The organism is Streptomyces sp. NPDC038707, from assembly GCF_040636485.1.
In the GTDB taxonomy this organism is placed as follows: domain Bacteria; phylum Actinomycetota; class Actinomycetes; order Streptomycetales; family Streptomycetaceae; genus Streptomyces.
This window is the reverse complement of sequence record NZ_JBEZUP010000030.1, coordinates 49,443-64,957: the sequence shown is the minus strand read 5'-3', so window position 1 is coordinate 64,957 and position 15,515 is coordinate 49,443. Positions and strand designations below refer to the sequence as shown.

General features: G+C 74.5%; 15 protein-coding genes. 7 read left to right on the top strand and 8 right to left on the bottom strand.

Annotated features, from left to right (window positions below; translation table 11 throughout):
- Positions 1–25: 25 nt before the first annotated feature.
- Together AB0E62_RS30775 and AB0E62_RS30770 are read right to left on the bottom strand one after the other, a co-directional pair.
- Positions 26–862 carry a fructosamine kinase family protein gene (locus tag AB0E62_RS30775; RefSeq protein ID WP_362201162.1) on the bottom strand — a complete coding sequence of 279 codons (837 nt, stop codon included), beginning with the start codon at positions 860–862 and terminating at the stop codon, positions 26–28.
- Between the two features lie 156 nt (positions 863–1,018).
- Positions 1,019–1,897 (bottom strand): hypothetical protein, encoded by an 879-nt coding sequence (locus AB0E62_RS30770; protein WP_362201066.1) that lies wholly within the window; start codon positions 1,895–1,897, stop codon positions 1,019–1,021.
- Positions 1,898–2,267: 370 nt separating this feature from the next.
- Between AB0E62_RS30770 and AB0E62_RS30765 the strand changes: the two genes are divergently transcribed.
- The gene (locus tag AB0E62_RS30765; protein WP_362201063.1) at positions 2,268–2,858 is read left to right on the top strand and encodes a hypothetical protein; all 591 of its coding nucleotides are present in this window, start codon (positions 2,268–2,270) and stop codon (positions 2,856–2,858) included.
- Between the two features lie 157 nt (positions 2,859–3,015).
- Positions 3,016–3,684, top strand: a complete 669-nt coding sequence (locus tag AB0E62_RS30760; protein ID WP_362201060.1) for a class F sortase — start codon at positions 3,016–3,018, stop codon at positions 3,682–3,684.
- A gap of 2 nt (positions 3,685–3,686) precedes the next feature.
- Here AB0E62_RS30760 and AB0E62_RS30755 read toward each other — a convergent pair whose 3' ends face one another.
- The 3 genes from AB0E62_RS30755 to AB0E62_RS30745 all read right to left on the bottom strand — a co-directional run bounded on the left by AB0E62_RS30755 (position 3,687) and on the right by AB0E62_RS30745 (position 6,003).
- A complete protein-coding gene (locus tag AB0E62_RS30755; protein WP_362201058.1) occupies positions 3,687–4,856 on the bottom strand; it encodes a GDSL-type esterase/lipase family protein in 1,170 nt (389 codons plus the stop codon).
- Positions 4,857–4,873: 17 nt separating this feature from the next.
- On the bottom strand, positions 4,874–5,446 hold the full coding sequence (locus tag AB0E62_RS30750) for a WHG domain-containing protein (RefSeq protein ID WP_362201159.1): 573 nt from the start codon (positions 5,444–5,446) through the stop codon (positions 4,874–4,876).
- A 206-nt stretch (positions 5,447–5,652) separates the two neighbouring features.
- Positions 5,653–6,003 (bottom strand): helix-turn-helix domain-containing protein, encoded by a 351-nt coding sequence (locus AB0E62_RS30745; protein WP_362201055.1) that lies wholly within the window; start codon positions 6,001–6,003, stop codon positions 5,653–5,655.
- Positions 6,004–6,082: 79 nt separating this feature from the next.
- Between AB0E62_RS30745 and AB0E62_RS30740 the strand changes: the two genes are divergently transcribed.
- From AB0E62_RS30740 to AB0E62_RS30730, 3 genes are all read left to right on the top strand, one after another.
- The gene (locus AB0E62_RS30740) at positions 6,083–6,970 is read left to right on the top strand and encodes an NAD(P)-binding domain-containing protein (RefSeq protein ID WP_362201053.1); all 888 of its coding nucleotides are present in this window, start codon (positions 6,083–6,085) and stop codon (positions 6,968–6,970) included.
- Between the two features lie 626 nt (positions 6,971–7,596).
- Positions 7,597–8,550: a LysR family transcriptional regulator gene (locus tag AB0E62_RS30735; RefSeq protein WP_362201050.1), complete on the top strand. Its 954-nt coding sequence runs from the start codon at positions 7,597–7,599 to the stop codon at positions 8,548–8,550.
- Positions 8,551–8,728: 178 nt separating this feature from the next.
- Positions 8,729–10,096, top strand: coding sequence for an alkaline phosphatase PhoX (locus AB0E62_RS30730; RefSeq protein ID WP_362201047.1), 1,368 nt, complete (start codon positions 8,729–8,731; stop codon positions 10,094–10,096).
- Between the two features lie 156 nt (positions 10,097–10,252).
- Here AB0E62_RS30730 and AB0E62_RS30725 read toward each other — a convergent pair whose 3' ends face one another.
- From AB0E62_RS30725 to AB0E62_RS30715, 3 genes are all read right to left on the bottom strand, one after another.
- Positions 10,253–11,698: a glyceraldehyde-3-phosphate dehydrogenase gene (locus AB0E62_RS30725; RefSeq protein WP_362201044.1), complete on the bottom strand. Its 1,446-nt coding sequence runs from the start codon at positions 11,696–11,698 to the stop codon at positions 10,253–10,255.
- Between the two features lie 137 nt (positions 11,699–11,835).
- On the bottom strand, positions 11,836–12,990 hold the full coding sequence (locus tag AB0E62_RS30720) for a Cmx/CmrA family chloramphenicol efflux MFS transporter (RefSeq protein ID WP_362201041.1): 1,155 nt from the start codon (positions 12,988–12,990) through the stop codon (positions 11,836–11,838).
- A gap of 415 nt (positions 12,991–13,405) precedes the next feature.
- Entirely contained in the window at positions 13,406–13,723 is a 318-nt protein-coding gene (locus AB0E62_RS30715; RefSeq protein WP_362201038.1) for a hypothetical protein, read from the bottom strand.
- Between the two features lie 303 nt (positions 13,724–14,026).
- Between AB0E62_RS30715 and AB0E62_RS30710 the strand changes: the two genes are divergently transcribed.
- Both AB0E62_RS30710 and AB0E62_RS30705 read left to right on the top strand, forming a co-directional pair.
- Positions 14,027–14,347 (top strand): hypothetical protein, encoded by a 321-nt coding sequence (locus AB0E62_RS30710; protein WP_362201035.1) that lies wholly within the window; start codon positions 14,027–14,029, stop codon positions 14,345–14,347.
- 84 nt (positions 14,348–14,431) lie between these two features.
- Positions 14,432–15,262 (top strand): PP2C family protein-serine/threonine phosphatase, encoded by an 831-nt coding sequence (locus AB0E62_RS30705; RefSeq protein WP_362201032.1) that lies wholly within the window; start codon positions 14,432–14,434, stop codon positions 15,260–15,262.
- Positions 15,263–15,515 lie beyond the last annotated feature (253 nt).

Sequence of the window (15,515 nt, the reverse complement as noted above, 5' to 3'; positions counted from 1 at the left end):
ACGGCTCGGGGGCCGCCGTGGACTCCTACCGCGCGAGGGTCTCCCGCGCCACCGCCAGGGCCTGTTCGGCGTACCCGCGCCCGAACAGCACCGCGTGCACCAGCAGCGGGAACAGCTGGTGCAGACCCACCCGGTCCCGCCAGCCGTCGGGCAGGGGCGCCGCCTCCTGGTAACCGGCGAGCACCCGCTCCAGGTGCGGGCAGCCGAACAAGTGGAGCATCGCCAGGTCCGTCTCCCGGTGTCCGCCGTGCGCGGCCGGGTCGATGAGCCGGACCTCGCCGTCGGCGCCCCACAGCACATTGCCGTTCCACAGGTCGCCGTGCAGCCGGGCGGGCGGCTCGGCCGGACCCGCCACCTCCGGCAGCCGCGCGCAGACCCGCTCGAACACGTCCGCCTCGGCCGGGCGGAGCGCCCCGCGGTCCACCGCACCGCGCACATAGGGCAGCACACGGTGCTCGGCGTACCAGGCCGGCCAGTCGGTGCCCGGCGCGTTCCGCATCGGGGCCAGGCCGATCCAGGCGTCCTCGGGCCCGCCGGGCGGCGCCGCCCCGAAGTGCGGCGCGCCCGCCCGGTGCAGGGCGGCCAGGCCCCGGCCGAAACGCAGCGCGGCCCCGGGCCCGGGGGACCCGGCCGATATCCGCTCGGTCACCATCCAGTGTTCGTCGTGTCCCAGCACGGCCGGCACCCGGACCGCGCCCGCGGCACCCAGCCAGCGCAGCCCCGCCACCTCGGCACGCACCGCCCCCCGGCCGTCGCCCCGCTTGACCATCACCGGAGTCCCGTCGTCCAGCAGCACCTCGGCGGGCGAGCCGGACGACGGCCGGGGCCCGGTGACGGCCCGCCCGGTGAGCCGGGCCGCCACCTGTCCTGGATCCTCTGCACGGTTGACCACGGCCCCAGGGTACGGCCCCCAACAAGGGTGCCTCGCCAGGCAGTTCAACGATTGATACCACTGATGCCGGTCACACGGATGAGGTCACCGGCGAAGGAATCCGGGGGCCGCCGGTGACCGCCGGGCTCAGCGCCCGAGGGGCCGCGTCCCCCGGGTCACCCCCACCGGATTCCTGGCCGGCAGCAGCCCCGACTCCGCCACCGCGCCGGCCATCGGCTCCAGCAGCGCGGCCAGCCGCTCGGTCCGCTCGGCGCCCAGCACGGTCCACGGCCGCTCGGCCGCCGCGTCGGTCAACGCCTCCGTCTCGGCGCGCAGCGCCGCACCGGCGGGCGTGAGCGAGCCGTCGGCCGCGAGCCGGCCGTCCGCGCGCAGCCGCTCCTGGGCCGCCGCCCACTCCTCGCGCGGCCACTTCCGCGTCTCGCGCAGGAAGTCCCCGTCGGACTCGCCGGCCGCCGCCTTGAGCACCATGGCCTCCACCGGTCCCAGCCCCAGACCGACCAGCACCGCCACATGCGAGTCGCCCCGGTGCTCGCGCAGGGTCGTCACCGCCTGCCACAGCCGGGCGGCGGGCCGCTCCGGACGGTCGAGTGCCTGGTTGGCGGCGCCCAGCACCCTGCCCGTGGTGTCCGCCGCCGCGGCGGCCTCCCACGCGAGGTCCGCGGCCTCCGCGAAGGAGGCGTCACCGACGACACCCGCCCCGAACAGATGGCTCATCGCCGCGTCCATCGCCTCCAGCCGGGCCGTCAGCACCTCCTCCGGAGCCGCGTACGCCCAGGCGTCCGGCAGCGCCCGGGTCACCCGCGAGGGATGGAAGACGTAGAAACAGCTCGTCACCACGGACGCGGACACCGCGCCGAGCGGGGCGGCGCGCAACGCGAAATATCCCATCCAGCCCCCGCGCAGCCCGAGCGCGTCCGCCGCCCGGTGCGCCTCCGGCGCGAAGTACACGAGGTCGTGCACCGGCTCGTACCGCTCCCACAGGGCGCGTGCCCTTCCGTCCGCCACCGCTTCCTCCCGTCATGCCGCCTGCCGTAGCGCCGCCCGACCGCTGCCGTACGGCAGCGCCACCGTATGCCCGCCCTGCCGTCCGCAGGCACCAGCCTGCTTTATGACAGCAGTCATAACAAGGGGCCCGGCCTCACCCGGTGCCGGCCCGGACGCGGCCGACGGGGAGCGGGGTGGCGGCCCGCCGCGCGACTGACCCGGACGGGGGGCCGGGAAGCGGGCGCGCTGGGGCAGACGGGTGGCGTGGTGACCCGGCTGGGCGGCTCGGATGGTGGGAGCCGGAGGCCTCACTGACGGTGGTTCATGTCGGGACCGGGTCCATCCAGCTGATGAGGTGTCCGCTGCCCGGTCACGGCGGAAGGACATCACTATGCGCTCTGCCCGCATGCTCCTGGCGACGGCGGCCACCACGGCCGCCCTCGCCTTCGCGACGCCCGGAGCCGCGTTCGCCGTTCCGGCGGGACACGACAGCGGTCGTGACGACTCCTCGTACAGCAGGGAGGACGACAGCGACTCCGGCCGTGACGAGGGATCCGACAGCGACAAGGACAACGACTACGGCAACAAGCGCGGCGGCGGAGGGGAACACGACGGTCCGCGCGGCGGAATGCACACGGGTGGCGGAGCGCTCGCCACGGTGCGCAGCGGCGGCTGGGGCTCGGAGAACGACGACAGCAGGTTCGACCCCGAGAGCTACCGCGACAAGGGCGAGGACGACGACGGCGAGGAGAAGGGCGGCAAGGAGGAGAAGGGGGGCGGAAAGGGCGACAAGGGCGGCAGGAGCGGCAAGAGCGAGTGGGGCGAGGACGACGAGGGCGGCAAGCCGCGCGGCGGCATGCACACCGGCGGCGGCGCGCTCGCCACACCCGGTGTCACCGCGGGCGGCCTCGCCGTGCTGGCCGTGGCCGCCACCGGCGCGTACACCCTGCGCCGCAAGAAGGCCGCCGGACCGGCGTCCTGACGGGCGGCCGCCGTGTGCCAGGGGCGGCGGACACCGCCGGCGCGCCGGCGGCCCGCGCGCCCGGACCGCCCCGTCCCGCTCTGCGCGCGGCGGTGCCCCGCCCGTCTCCGTCCTGCCCCGAAACCCGTGCTGCCGTGCCCGAGTGAGGTGGTGTCCGATGGCAGCAGATCCTTCCGCGGCCCCCGCGGCGTCGTCGCCCGCGGACGACCGGCGCTCCGGCTCCGGCGGGCGGCTGACGCTGTGGGGGGTGGCGGCGGCCTTCCTCGCCGTCAGCCTGTTCGGCGGTCACCAGCCGGCCGCCGATCCCGGACCGCCCCGGGCCCCGGGCGCCAAAGCCGCCGTTCCGGCGGGTCCCCGGCCATCGGACGAGGCACTGCCCCGGTCCGCGCCGACCCGGCTGCGCATCCCGGAGATCTCCGTCGACGCCCCCTTCACCACCCTGTCCCTCGGCGCCTCGGGCCAGCTGCAACCGCCGCCCGCGGCCGACACCAACCTGGTCGGCTGGTACGCCGGCGGTGTCTCGCCCGGTGAGCGGGGCACCGCGATCATCGCCGGGCACGTCGACACGGTGACCTCGGCGGCCGTCTTCGCCGATCTGGGCCGGCTGGAGCCCGGCGACCGGTTCTCCGTGGAGCGGGCCGACGGGCGTACGGCGGAGTTCGTCGTGGACAGCGCCGAGACCTTCGCCAAGGACGACTTCCCGAGCGAGCGGGTCTACGCGGACGCCGACCGTCCCGAGGTCCGGCTCATCACCTGCGCCGGGGACTACGACCGTCAGGTGCGCGACTACACCGACAACCTGGTCGTCTTCGCCCACCTGGTCTGAGGTCAGGCGGCGGCGCGCGCGGCGAAGGGGCCCTGCGGGGCGAACGCCAGCGCCGCGAACCGTTCGCCGATCCGGCGGTGGCCGGCGGTGTCCGGGTGGAGGCCGTCGGGCAGCGGCAGCTCGGCGAAGTCGGCCTCGCCGTACAGTTCCCGGCCGTCCAGGTAGTGCAGCCCGGGATCCTCGGCGGCCCGCTCGCGCACGATCCGCGCCAGCTCCTCCCGGACGACCCCGAGGGTGAGCTTCCCGGCCGCCCGCTCGGCGGGGTCCCCGGTGGCCCGGTACCGCAGCCGTCCCTCGCCCAGGGCCGCCAGGTCCATGGCGGTGGGGCCGGGCGTGTCCTCGTGCATCGGGCACAGGACCGGCGAGACCACGAGCAGCGGGGTGCCGGGATGGCCCTCGCGCACGGTGTCGAGGAAGCCGTGCACGGCGGGGCCGAAGGCGCGCAGCCGCATCAGGTCGGTGTTGACCACGTTGATGCCGAGCTTGACGCTGATCAGGTCGGCGGGCGTGTCGCGCAGCGTCCGGGCGGTGAACGGGTCGAGCAGCGCGCTGCCGCCCAGCCCGAGGTTGATCAGCTCCACTCCGCCCAGCGACGCGGCCAGCGCCGGCCAGGTGGTGGTGGGGCTCGCCGCGTCGGAGCCGTGGCTGATCGAGCTGCCGTGGTGCAGCCACACCCGGCGGCCCCGGTCCGGTACGGGTTCCACGGGGGCGTCGGCGCGCAGCGCGACGAGTTCGGTCCGCTCGTTGTGCGGCAGCCAGATCTCCACGTCCTTGACGGCATCCGGCAGGCCCGCGAAACGCACGGTGCCCACGGGGCCGGGCCGGTGCTCGGCGGAGCCGGTGGCCAGGTCGAGGGTGAGCGTGTCGCCCTCGGCGAGGGAGGCGCTGCCGGCCGGACGGCCGTCCACCCGCAGCTCGTAGACGCCGTCAGGGCGGGGCGGCGCGCCGGTGTAGACGCGCTTGGTCGGTACGGTGTCCAGTTCGACGGCGGTGGCGCGGGTGCGGAAGGCCAGCCGCACGCCGGAGGGCTGGGCCTCGGCCAGGGCCAGCTGTGGGTCGGCGCACTGGGCGCGGGCCCGGGCGGGCAGCCGGTGCGGCAGCAGTCCGCGCGCGGTGCGCTCGAGTTCGAGGGCGCCGCGGATCAGGCCGGCGGTGAGGGGGATGGTGTGCATGGTGACTGCCAGGGGTCTCAGGGGTGGGCGGGCCAGGTGCGCAGCAGGGAGTCGAGGGCGTCCAGGATGCGGGCCCAGGACTCCTCGGAACCGGGGGCGCTGTGGGCGAAGCCTCCGGCCGTCTCCAGGCTGACGTAGCCGTGGAAGACGCTGCCGAGGAGGCGTACGGCGTGGGTCTGGTCGGGCTCCGGCAGGTCGTAGCCGCGCAGGATGGCCCGGGTCAGCTGGGCGATCCGGACACCCGCGCTGCCGGCCGCCGTGGCGGGGTCCAGCGGGTGGCGGGCCGCCGTGTAGCGGCCCGGGTGGGCGCGGGCGTAGTCCCGGCAGACGTTCGCGAAGGCGGTGAGGGCGTCCTTGCCGGACCGGCCGGCCAGCGCCTCGGCGGCGCGGTCGGCCATCTCCTCCAGGGCGAGCAGCGCGATCCGGGTCTTCAGGTCCTGGGAGTTGCGCAGGTGCGAGTACAGGCTCGCCACCTTCACGTCGAACCGCCGGGCCAGGGCCGAGACCGTCACCTGCTCGAAGCCGGCCTCGTCGGCCAGCTCCGCCCCGGCCCGGACCAGCCGCTCGGTGGTCAGACCCGCGCGCGCCATCATCTTCTCTCCCGTCTGCAGGAGAGGAGTATGAAACTTCCTAAAGGGTTTAGGCAAATTGGATCAGTGATTAGGGGCAGGGGCCCGCGGTGGCGCCGACACCCACTTTTTTGTGGGTACTTGGCAGCCCCGGCCGGCCGGGAGAGGCTGTTCACCGAGGTCAGGGGCTGCCGGACAACGGATCAGGAGGTGACAGCCGAAGCGCGTCAGGACGCGGCCCCGCTCTCACGCAGCAGGTCCAGGCGACGGTGGCCCCACTCGGCCAGCGGGTCCAGTGCCGTGGCGAGGTCGCGGCCGAACGCGGTCAGCGAGTACACGGTCTTCGGCGGCAGCACATCGTGCACCTCCCGGTGCACCAGTCCGTCCTGCTCCATCTCGCGCAGCGCCTGGGTCAGCACCTTCTCGCTCAGTCCGGCCAGCCGGCGGCGCAGTTCGCCGGGCCGGTGCGGGCCGGACTCCAGCAGCCACAGCAGCGACGTCTTCCACTTGCCGTCGATCACCGCGATCGCGGCGGTCACTCCGCAGACGTCCGGATCCTGGGCACGGCTGCGCGTCATCGTCGTCCTCTTCGTCTTTCCCGCGGCCCTCCGGCCGCTCCCGCCATCGTCCACGAACACCGCATACTGGAGTCGCAACATGCCAACAGCCGTGAATCTTCCTGCCGTCACCGTGCTCGGCCTCGGTCCGATGGGCCGCTCGCTGGCGCGCGCGTTCCTCGAGGCCGGCCTGCGGACCACGGTGTGGAACCGCACGCCCGGCAGGGACCGGGAGCTGACGGAACGGGGGGCGGCCGGCGCGGCGACGGCCGAAGAGGCGGTCGGCGCCTCGGAGCTGACCGTCGTCTGCGTGGTCGACTACGACGCCTCCGACGCGATCCTGCGCCGCGCGGACGTCACCCGCGCGCTGAAGGGCCGTACCGTCGTCAGCCTGACCGCCGACACCCCGGCCCGGGCCCGGGACACCGCCGAATGGGCGGCGGCCCACGGCATCGGCTACCTGGACGGCGCGATCATGACGCCGGCCCCCAGCATCGGCACCCCGGAGGCCGTCTTCCTGCACAGCGGACCACGCGACCTGTACGAGCGGTACCGGCCGGTGCTGGACGCGCTCGGCGGCACACACACCCACCTGGGGGAGGAGATCGGGCGCGCGGCCACCTTCGACATCGCGCTGCTCGACATCTTCTGGACCGCGATGGCGGGGTACGCGCACGCCGTCGCGCTCGCCCGGGCGGAGGGCGTCAGCGCCGGGGAACTCGCCCCGTTCGCCCAGGGCATCGGCGCGATCCTGCCGCCCCTGTTCGAGGAGTTCGCGCGGGATGCCGACGAGGGCACCTACTCGGGCGAGATCAACCCCATCACCTCGGCCGTCTCCACCATGTCCCACGTCGTCGCCGTCTCCGAGTCCCACGGCATCGACGCGGGCGTGATGCGCTCGGTGGAGGGCCTGGCCCGCCGCGTCATCGGGCTGGGGCACGGCGGGGACGGGTTCATCCGGGTGGCGGAGATGCTGGGACGGCGCTGACACGGGGCGTGCGGGGGCGGGCCGGCGCGGGGGATGCCCGGGTTCTTCGGGCCGCCCCGTCGCGGCCGCGCCCCGTGTCAGCGTGGCCGCACGCGCCCGGAGACACGGGCGACCGGGCATGCGGTGGTGTCCGAAGGCGGACGGCCGAGCGGGCATGCGGTGGTGTCCGAAGGGCGGTCGCCCGGGCCGGCGCGTTCTTCTCGCGCGCCCCCATCGCGGGCTTCGGCGGCGGCGGCGACCGCCTGGCCGGCGCTCTCGTCGTGAGCGGCGGGCAGGAGATCACCCGGCGGGCGAACGCCCACCTGGCGGCGGGTACCGGCATGTGTGCCGCCGGGCACCGCCCGTGGACGCGGCCGCCCTCCCGCTCGACCGCCGGCGCCCGGCCCCCGGGGCGTCCCGGACGAACGGCACCCGTCCGGTGTGACCGCCCGCACCCTGGCGGACCTGCGGCTTGTGCCGCGCGGGACGTCGTGGAACGCTTCGGTCCGCCGGTCGCCCTCGCGTTCGGCCCCGGCGGTGCGCGGACCTACGGCGGGCACAGGGCGGTGCGCGGGCCGTGCCGCCTGGCACCACCGGGGCCTCGGCGCCGGGCCGGCCGCGGGAGACGAACGGGGGAGAGCGGACCGATGGAGCTGGAACTGCGGCATCTGCGGGTGCTGTGCGCAATCGCCGACGCGGGCGGTGTGGGCCGCGCCGCCGCCCAGCTGGGCTACTCGCAGCCCGCCGTGAGCACCCAGCTCCGGCGCATCGAACGCCACCTGGGCGAGCCGCTGTTCGAGCGCGGGCCGGGCGGGGTCCGGCCGACCCGGTACGGCGCCGAGGTCGTCGAGCAGGCCCGGGACGTGCTCGCGCGGGCCGCCGCCATTGGACACCGCCCGGCCGCGGCCCGCCCCCGCCGCGCCCTGCGGGTGGCCGCGACCAACTCGCCGGTGCTGTCCGGCACGGTCTCCCGGGTCCGTACCCGGCTGCCGGCGCTGACCCTGGCCGTGACCAGCGTCTACGCGTCCTCGCGGATCGTGGAACTGCTGGAGGACGGTGCGGTGGACGCCGCCATCGCCGCCGACTACCCGGGCATGGAGCTGCGTCACTCGGCCGCCGTACGGCACCGCGGGATCGTCACCGAGCCCACCTTCGTCGCCCTGCCCGCCCGGCACCGGCTGCGGTCGCACCCCCAGGTCCAGCTCGCCGACCTCGCCGAGGACGCCTGGTTCGTGACCCCGGACGACGGCGCCGGCTGGCCCGGGGTGTTCTACGACGCCTGCGCGGCGGCCGGGTTCGCCCCGCGGACCGTGCACGAGTGGCTCGGCGACCAGACCCAGCTGCAGAGCATGATCGCCGACGGTCTGGGGGTGTCCCTGGTGCAGCCGACGCTGCGGCCGATCCCGCAGGTCGTGGTCAAGCCGCTGGTGGGCTCCCCGCTGTGGTGCCGCTATGTGCTGGCCTGGCGGCCGGACGCCGTCACCGACGACCTCGTGGAGACCGTGGTGGGGTCCGCCGCGGACGCGTACCGCGATCTGGTCGCCCAGGCCCCCCACCTGCGCGCCTGGGCCTCCCGCACCTGGAGCGCCGCCGGGATGTAGGTCACCCGGTCGTGGGCGCGCCCCCGTGACCCGGACGCGCCGCGCCCCGGCCGCGTGGCAACGGGCACTGCGCCGAACGGAGCCGGACGTGCGCCGCGCGTGGTTCCCGCTGCCCGCACCAGGTGGTAGACACGGCGGGGTCACGGTTCCTGTCCGCCAGCAGGAAGGTCACCGCCGTATGTCCGCAACACGCCGTCAGGTCCTGTCCGCCGCGAGCGCCCTGGGAGCGGGGATCGCCTTCACCGGGGCCCTGTCCGAGGTCTTCGCGGGTACCGCCGCCGCCCACCCCATGGGCCACGCCGGCCACGGCCCGCTCGTTCCCGATCCGAACGGCCTGCTCGACCTGCCGAAAGGTTTCCGCTACACCGTGCTCTCCCGCGAGGGCGACCCGCTGCGCTCCGGAGAGGGCCTGGTGCCCTCCCACCACGACGGCATGGCCGCCTTCGCCGGCCGGGCCGGTCGTACGCACCTCGTCCGCAACCACGAGAACCGGGCGACCGCACAGATTCCCGTGCCGGCCGTCGCCGGTCTCACCTACGACCCCGAGGGCAAGGGTGGCTGTACGGCCCTGACCCTGGACAGACACCAGCGCGTGCTTGCCGAGCGGGTCGCCGTCGCCGGTACGGCCGTCAACTGCGCGGGCGGCCCGACCCCGTGGGGCACCTGGCTGACCTGCGAGGAGACCGAGGACAGGGCCGGCACCAACGGCTACACCAAGGACCACGGGTTCGTCTTCGAGGTGCACCCCACCGACCCGCACCGCACCGGCGCGGTGCCGCTGACCGCGCTGGGCCGCTTCCAGCACGAGGCGGTCGCCGTCGACCCGCTGAGCGGCGTCCTCTACGAGACGGAGGACGCCTTCCAGAAGCCCTTCGGCCTCTTCTACCGCTTCCTGCCGCACCGGCCGCTGGGCGGCGTCGGTTCGCTGCGCGCGGGCGGCCGGCTCCAGGCGATGCGGGTGCCGGGCGTACCGGACCTGTCGACGGTCCAGGAGACCGGGACGCGCTTCGACGGCATCGAGTGGGTGGACGTACCCGACCCGCTGGCCGCCGCCACGCCGACCCGGTTCCAGGACTACGGCCCCGGGGGCATCACCCACGCGCAGAAGCTGGAGGGCTGCTACTGGGGCGGCGGCAGCGTGTACTTCGTGTCGTCCTTCGCGCGCAGCGCCGACGGTTCCGCGGCCGACCACTACGGCCAGATCTGGCGCTACGACCCGGCACACCGCCGGCTGACCCTGGTCGTCGTCTTCGGGCCGGACACCGATGTGCGGTTGCCCGGCGAGTCCCCGGACAACATCTGCCTCGCGCCCGGCGGCGGCCTGATGGTCTGCGAGGACGGCAACGGCGCCCAGCACGTCTTCGGGCTGACCCGCCGGGGCGAGGTGTACCCGATGGCCCGGGGCCGGCAGAACATCGGGACGGACCAGAAGCCGGAGTGGGGCGAGTTCGCCGGGGTCACCTTCGCCCCCGGCGCGGAGACGATGTACCTCAACTGCTACACCCCGGGCACCACTTTCGCCGTGACCGGACCATGGCGCGGATAGCGGGCTGACGGCCCGGCGTGCCGGGGCCGGGCGGGAGCGCGTGCCCCTGGTCCCGGCACGGGCCGGACACCGACTCCTCGTGCCCGCCCCGGCGACGGAACGGCCGCCGCCCGGAAACCCGGTCGGCGGCCGTACGCGTACGCGGCGCGGGTGCGGTCAGACCGCGGTGGCCGGGTACGTCGGGTACTCCACGCCCGAGACGTGCTGGACGACGCGGACGACCTGGCAGGAGTAGCCGAACTCGTTGTCGTACCACAGGTACAGGATCGCGTTGTCGCCGTCGACCTTGAGGGCGCCCGCGTCCACGATCGAGGCGTGGCGGGAGCCGATGAAGTCGCTGGAGACCGCGTCGGGCGCCGTGATGAAGTCGATCTGGCGCTTGAGCGGCGAGGTCAGCGACACCTCGCGCAGATAGTCGTGGACCTCCTCGCGGGTGGTCTCGCGGGCCAGCTGGAGGTTGAGGATCGCGATCGAGACGTCCGGCACCGGGACCCGGATCGAGCTGCCGCTGATCTTCGCCTTCAGGTCGGGCAGCGCCTTGGCGACGGCGGAGGCGGCACCGGTCTCGGTGATGACCATGTTCAGCGGCGCGGAGCGGCCACGGCGGTCGGACTTGTGGTAATTGTCCAGCAGGTTCTGGTCGTTGGTAAACGAGTGGACGGTCTCCACGTGGCCGCGCAGCACACCGTACTCGTCGTCCATCGCCTTCAGCGGCGGGACGATCGCGTTGGTGGTGCAGGAGGCGCAGGACAGGATCCGCTCCTCCGGCTTGACCGTGTCGTGGTTGACGCCGTGCACGATGTTCGGGACGTCGCCCTTGCCCGGCGCGGTCAGCACGACCTTCTCGATACCGGGGCGCAGGTGCCGGGACAGGCCCTCGCGGTCGCGCCACTTGCCGGTGTTGTCGATGAGGATGGCGTCCCGGATGCCGTACTCGGTGTAGTCCACGGACGTCGGGTCGTCGGCGTGGATCACCTTGATGGCGTTGCCGTTGGCGACGATCGCGCCGTTCTCCTCGTCCACGGTGATCGTGCCCTGGAACTGGCCGTGGATGGAGTCGCGGCGCAGCAGCGAGGCGCGCTTGACGATGTCCTGGGGACCGCCGCCGCGCACGACGATGGCGCGGAGCCTGAGGCCGTTGCCGGAACCGGCCTTCTCGATCAGCAGGCGGGCGACGAGGCGGCCGATGCGGCCGAAGCCGTAGAGGACGACATCGCGCGGCTCGCGGCGCTCGATCTTGTTGGCTCCCGTGGCACCGGCGACCGCCTCGGCGGTGAACTCCTCGACGCTCAGGCCGCGTTCGTCGGCCTTGTGCATGGTGGCCAGCATGCCGAGGTCGATCTGGGACGGCCCGAGGTCGAGGGAGGTGAGGGCCTGGAGGAACGGCATGGTCTCGGTGACCGACAGCTCGGCACCGGCGATCTGCCGGGCGAAGCGGTGGGTCTTCAGGATGCTGACCACCGACTTGTTCACCAGGGAGCGGCTGTGCAGCAGGACGGTCACGTCCCGCTCGCGGTGCAGCTTCCCGATGAGCGGGATCATCGACTCCGCGATCTCTTCGCGGATCTTCCAGTTGGTGAACGAGTCGTCGTTGACAGTCACAGATCCATCTTTCGAGCTAGGCAGCGCTCATATGATAACCACACGGATATGGCGGGTCGGCAGCCCCCTCCAGGCCACTTCACCAGCACGCCGGCACCCGGTCCCGGGCGGGTTCACCGGCGCGCCGGCGCCCGGTCTCAGGCGGGCTGTTCCGCGCGGTGCGTCCGGCAGCGGGCGACCAGGCCCGCGACGGCCATCAGCAGCGCGCTCACCCACACCGGGGAACGGTGGCCGAGCCCGCCGCCGAGCGCCGCCCCGCCCAGGACCGGGCCGAGCGCGGCGCCCACGTTCAGCGCCGATGTCGCGAACGCGCCGCCGAGCGAGGGCGCGTCGACCGCCTCGTACAGCACCCGGGTGACCAGCGTGGAGCCGACCCCGAAGGCCAGCAGGCCGAGGGCCGGGACCAGGGCGACGGCCGCACCGGTCCGCCCGGCGGCGAGCGCCAGCGCGGCCCACCCGGCGAACAGCGCGGCGCCGGCCACCGGCAGCACCGGCCGGGCTCCCCGGTCCGCCAGCCGGCCCGCCGCCGTCACCCCGGCGAACGCCCCCGCGCCGAACAGCGCCAGCACCCCCGGCACCCAGCCGGCCCCGAGTCCGCACACCTGCGTGACCAGCGGCGCCAGGTAGGTGAACGTACAGAAGGTGGCGCCGTTGACGAGCGCGGCGACGCACAGCACCGACAGCAGCCCGGGGCGGCGCAACGCCCGCAGCTCCGTACCCGCGCCCGGGACGGGCCCACCGGCCGCCGGGCCGCGCGGCACCGACCGGGCGATGGCCACCAGCGCCGGGGCGGACACCAGGGCCACCGCCCAGAACGCCGAGCGCCAGCCCAGCAGCTGACCCAGGACGGCACCCCCGGGCACCCCCGCCACACAGGCGAGCGTGGTACCGCCGAGCAGCACGGCGGTGGCCCGGCCCTTGGCGTCCGGGGCGACCATGCGCGTCGCCGCGGTCAGCCCGACGGCGAGGAAACCGGCGTTGGCCAGGGCCGCGACCACCCGGGTCGCGAGCAGCACCAGGAAGTCGGAGGTGAGCGCACCGACGACATGCGCGGCCAGGAACACCCCGAGGAACAGCAGCAGGGACTGCCGGCTCGGCCGGCGCCGGCCGAGCAGCGCCGCCGCCGGCGCGCCCACGACCATGCCGACGGCGAAGGCGGACGTGAGCGTGCCCGCCGTGGGGACCGAGACCCCGAGATCGCGGGCGATGTCCGGCACCAGGCCGGCCAGCATGAACTCGGACGTGCCCTGGGCGAAGACCGCCAGCCCGAGCAGATGAAGAGCGAAAGGCATCAAGACTCCACACACCGTGTCGCGGACGGGTAGCGAGCACGCGGACCCGCGGCGGTCACGACCGGTGAGTGCGGTCCTGGGGCGGCCGCGGACGAGCGGCCGGACGCGCGGGGCATCGCGTGCGGTCCCGGCCGGCACCGCCGCCCGCACGAGGGCGACGCATCACACGGACGAGTGAGGAGGCACGAGGAGAAAGAGGTGCGTGCCGGTCCGGAACCCGGAGGACGGCAGCCCGGTGGTGGCGTACGAACGACGAAAAGCCACCGGACGGCCGGTGGCTAGCGTCTGGATGCCTCGGGGCTGGACATGTCCCGCACGCTAACGCGCGGCCCCGGGCGCGCGCCACCGGTTTTCCCGCGGTGGCGCGCATGGAGGTGTGTGGGGGCGGAGCCCCGCTGCCGGGTGGCGCGTGCGGTCAGCGCGGGTTGAAGACGACGCTGGCGAAGCGGGTGCCGCTGGGCGCCGACTTTCCGGGGGCGAGCCGCGTCGACGTGCCCTTGCACCGCTTCTGGGTGTAGACGACGAGCGCCTTCTTCGTCCCGTTGCGCGCCCCGCGCGCCTCCTGGGCCATGTCGAAGCACTTGTTGTCCGGCGGGTTCTGGATGCTGTACGCCTTGCCCTGCGGTCCGGTCCAGGTGAACGTCCCGTCGGCGGCGAGCGCGGAGCCCGCGGCGGTCAGGGCGAGGGCGAGACCGCCGAGCACGGCGGCGAGCGGACGGCGATACAGACGCATGGGATGTCCTTCGGGTACTTCGGGGTCGGATGAGGGACGGGGGCGACGGACGACCGACGGCGGACGGCGGACGACAGGGCGCGCGGACCGGGAGGCGGTGGGCGCGGACCGGGGCGCCTCCGTAATCTCCCACCGCCGCCCGGCCCGCCCCCGGAGCCCACACGGGCAGGTCCACCGTTCGAGTGACGACGGGCGGCCCGCGGCGACGGGGACGCGGAGCCTCGGCCGGGCGTACCCCGCCGAGGCCGTGCGAAGCCCCGGAATCGGGGTAGACGGGGGGACGCCCGAGGAAAGGACCGTCTCATGACGACCTATGTGATCAGCGTCCCCGGCACCTTCACCGCCGGGATCGGTGCCGACACCCGCACCCGGCTGGCCGGGGCGCTCAGGCCCGCCGATCCGCACGGCACCCGTATGGGCAGCGCGGAGGACCTGGATGTGCTCAGCGTCAACGACGACAACACCTTCACCCTGCGCCTGACCGTCGACGCGGACACCCGCCCGCACGCCGAGGAGGCGGCCCGCCGGCTCGCCGGTGAGGCGCTGCGGGACGTGGGACTGGACGAGCGGAGCGCACCGCTCGGCCCGGCGGTGGTCACCGGCATCGACTCCGAGATCCGCTGATCGTACTAAATAGGTAAAATCTAGGCGTTTGCCGAATTCGGGCTACCGGCCCGACGAGAGTCACCGCCCCGCCGGAAGTGATCGATGCCCCGCAAGCGCTCCACGGACGAAGGCGACGAGCTGCTCGCCCGACTCGGTTCGCTCACCGCCCAGGCGCGCCGTCGCGCCCAGCTCCAGCGCACCCAGGTCGAGCTGGCCATCGCCCTCCAGCGGGGCATGCTCCCCCGGGACCTGCCCGACGCCCCCGGCGTCCACGTCGCGGTGCGGTACACGCCGGCCAACCTCGGCCTCAACGTGGGCGGCGACTGGTACGACGCGTTCACCATGCCCGACGGCCGGATCGGGCTGTCCATCGGCGACGTACAGGGACACAACATCGAGGCCGCGGCCTTCATGGGGCAGGTCAGGGCCGGGCTGCGGGCGCTCGCCTCGGTCACCGGGGAGCCGGGGGAACTGCTGGCCCGCACCAACGACCTGCTGCTCTCCCTGGGCAGCGAACTGTTCGCGACCTGCACCTTCATGCGGCTCGACCCGGCCACCGGCGTGCTGGAGAGCGCCCGGGCCGGCCACATCCCGTTCGTGTGGGCCACGGCCGACGGGAAGTCCGGGGTCGTCGACGACGAGGGCGGACCACCGCTCGGCATCCAGCGAGGTGTCGAGTTCCCGGTGAGCCGGCACCGTCTCACCACCGGCGGCGTCTTCGTGCTGGTCACCGACGGCGTCGTGGAGGGGCCCTCGCTGAACATCGAGGACGGCCTGGACCAGGTGGTGCGGCTCGCGGGCATAGCCGCCGTCGCCGGTCTGGAGGCGCACGCGCTCGCGGCGGCCGTGATCAAGGGCGCGGAGAGCGTCGGACACGACGACGACGCGGCTGTCCTGGTCGTGGGCCTGGACGGCCCCAGCACCCTGGCCTGACCGGCCCGCCGCGGGCCGCCCCTGGGGCGGCTCGTCCAGCCGGCCGGATGCCGTGGCCGTGGAGTGCTCAGCCGGGCGGGCCTTCGCCGTGGTGGGTGGTGTCCGACGGCAGAGTTCCGCGTTCGCGGGGGCCCAGGCGGTGAGCGGCCGGTGGCCGGCGACCGGTTTCCCCGGCGGCCGGGCGTGCGGTCGGCCGGTTCCGCGACCGGGCGTGCGTTCAGCCGGTTTCCTTGGCGGCCCGGTGTGCGGTCGG

Coding starts and splice junctions, on each gene's coding strand:
- AB0E62_RS30740 (WP_362201053.1), top strand. CDS start 6,083: ATGCCAACAGCCGTGAATCTTCCTGCCGTCACCGTGCTCGGCCTCGGT.
- AB0E62_RS30765 (WP_362201063.1), top strand. CDS start 2,268: ATGCGCTCTGCCCGCATGCTCCTGGCGACGGCGGCCACCACGGCCGCC.
- AB0E62_RS30710 (WP_362201035.1), top strand. CDS start 14,027: ATGACGACCTATGTGATCAGCGTCCCCGGCACCTTCACCGCCGGGATC.
- AB0E62_RS30755 (WP_362201058.1), bottom strand. CDS start 4,856: ATGCACACCATCCCCCTCACCGCCGGCCTGATCCGCGGCGCCCTCGAA.
- AB0E62_RS30735 (WP_362201050.1), top strand. CDS start 7,597: ATGGAGCTGGAACTGCGGCATCTGCGGGTGCTGTGCGCAATCGCCGAC.
- AB0E62_RS30715 (WP_362201038.1), bottom strand. CDS start 13,723: ATGCGTCTGTATCGCCGTCCGCTCGCCGCCGTGCTCGGCGGTCTCGCC.
- AB0E62_RS30705 (WP_362201032.1), top strand. CDS start 14,432: ATGCCCCGCAAGCGCTCCACGGACGAAGGCGACGAGCTGCTCGCCCGA.
- AB0E62_RS30760 (WP_362201060.1), top strand. CDS start 3,016: ATGGCAGCAGATCCTTCCGCGGCCCCCGCGGCGTCGTCGCCCGCGGAC.
- AB0E62_RS30730 (WP_362201047.1), top strand. CDS start 8,729: ATGTCCGCAACACGCCGTCAGGTCCTGTCCGCCGCGAGCGCCCTGGGA.
- AB0E62_RS30745 (WP_362201055.1), bottom strand. CDS start 6,003: ATGACGCGCAGCCGTGCCCAGGATCCGGACGTCTGCGGAGTGACCGCC.
- AB0E62_RS30720 (WP_362201041.1), bottom strand. CDS start 12,990: ATGCCTTTCGCTCTTCATCTGCTCGGGCTGGCGGTCTTCGCCCAGGGC.
- AB0E62_RS30750 (WP_362201159.1), bottom strand. CDS start 5,446: ATGGCGCGCGCGGGTCTGACCACCGAGCGGCTGGTCCGGGCCGGGGCG.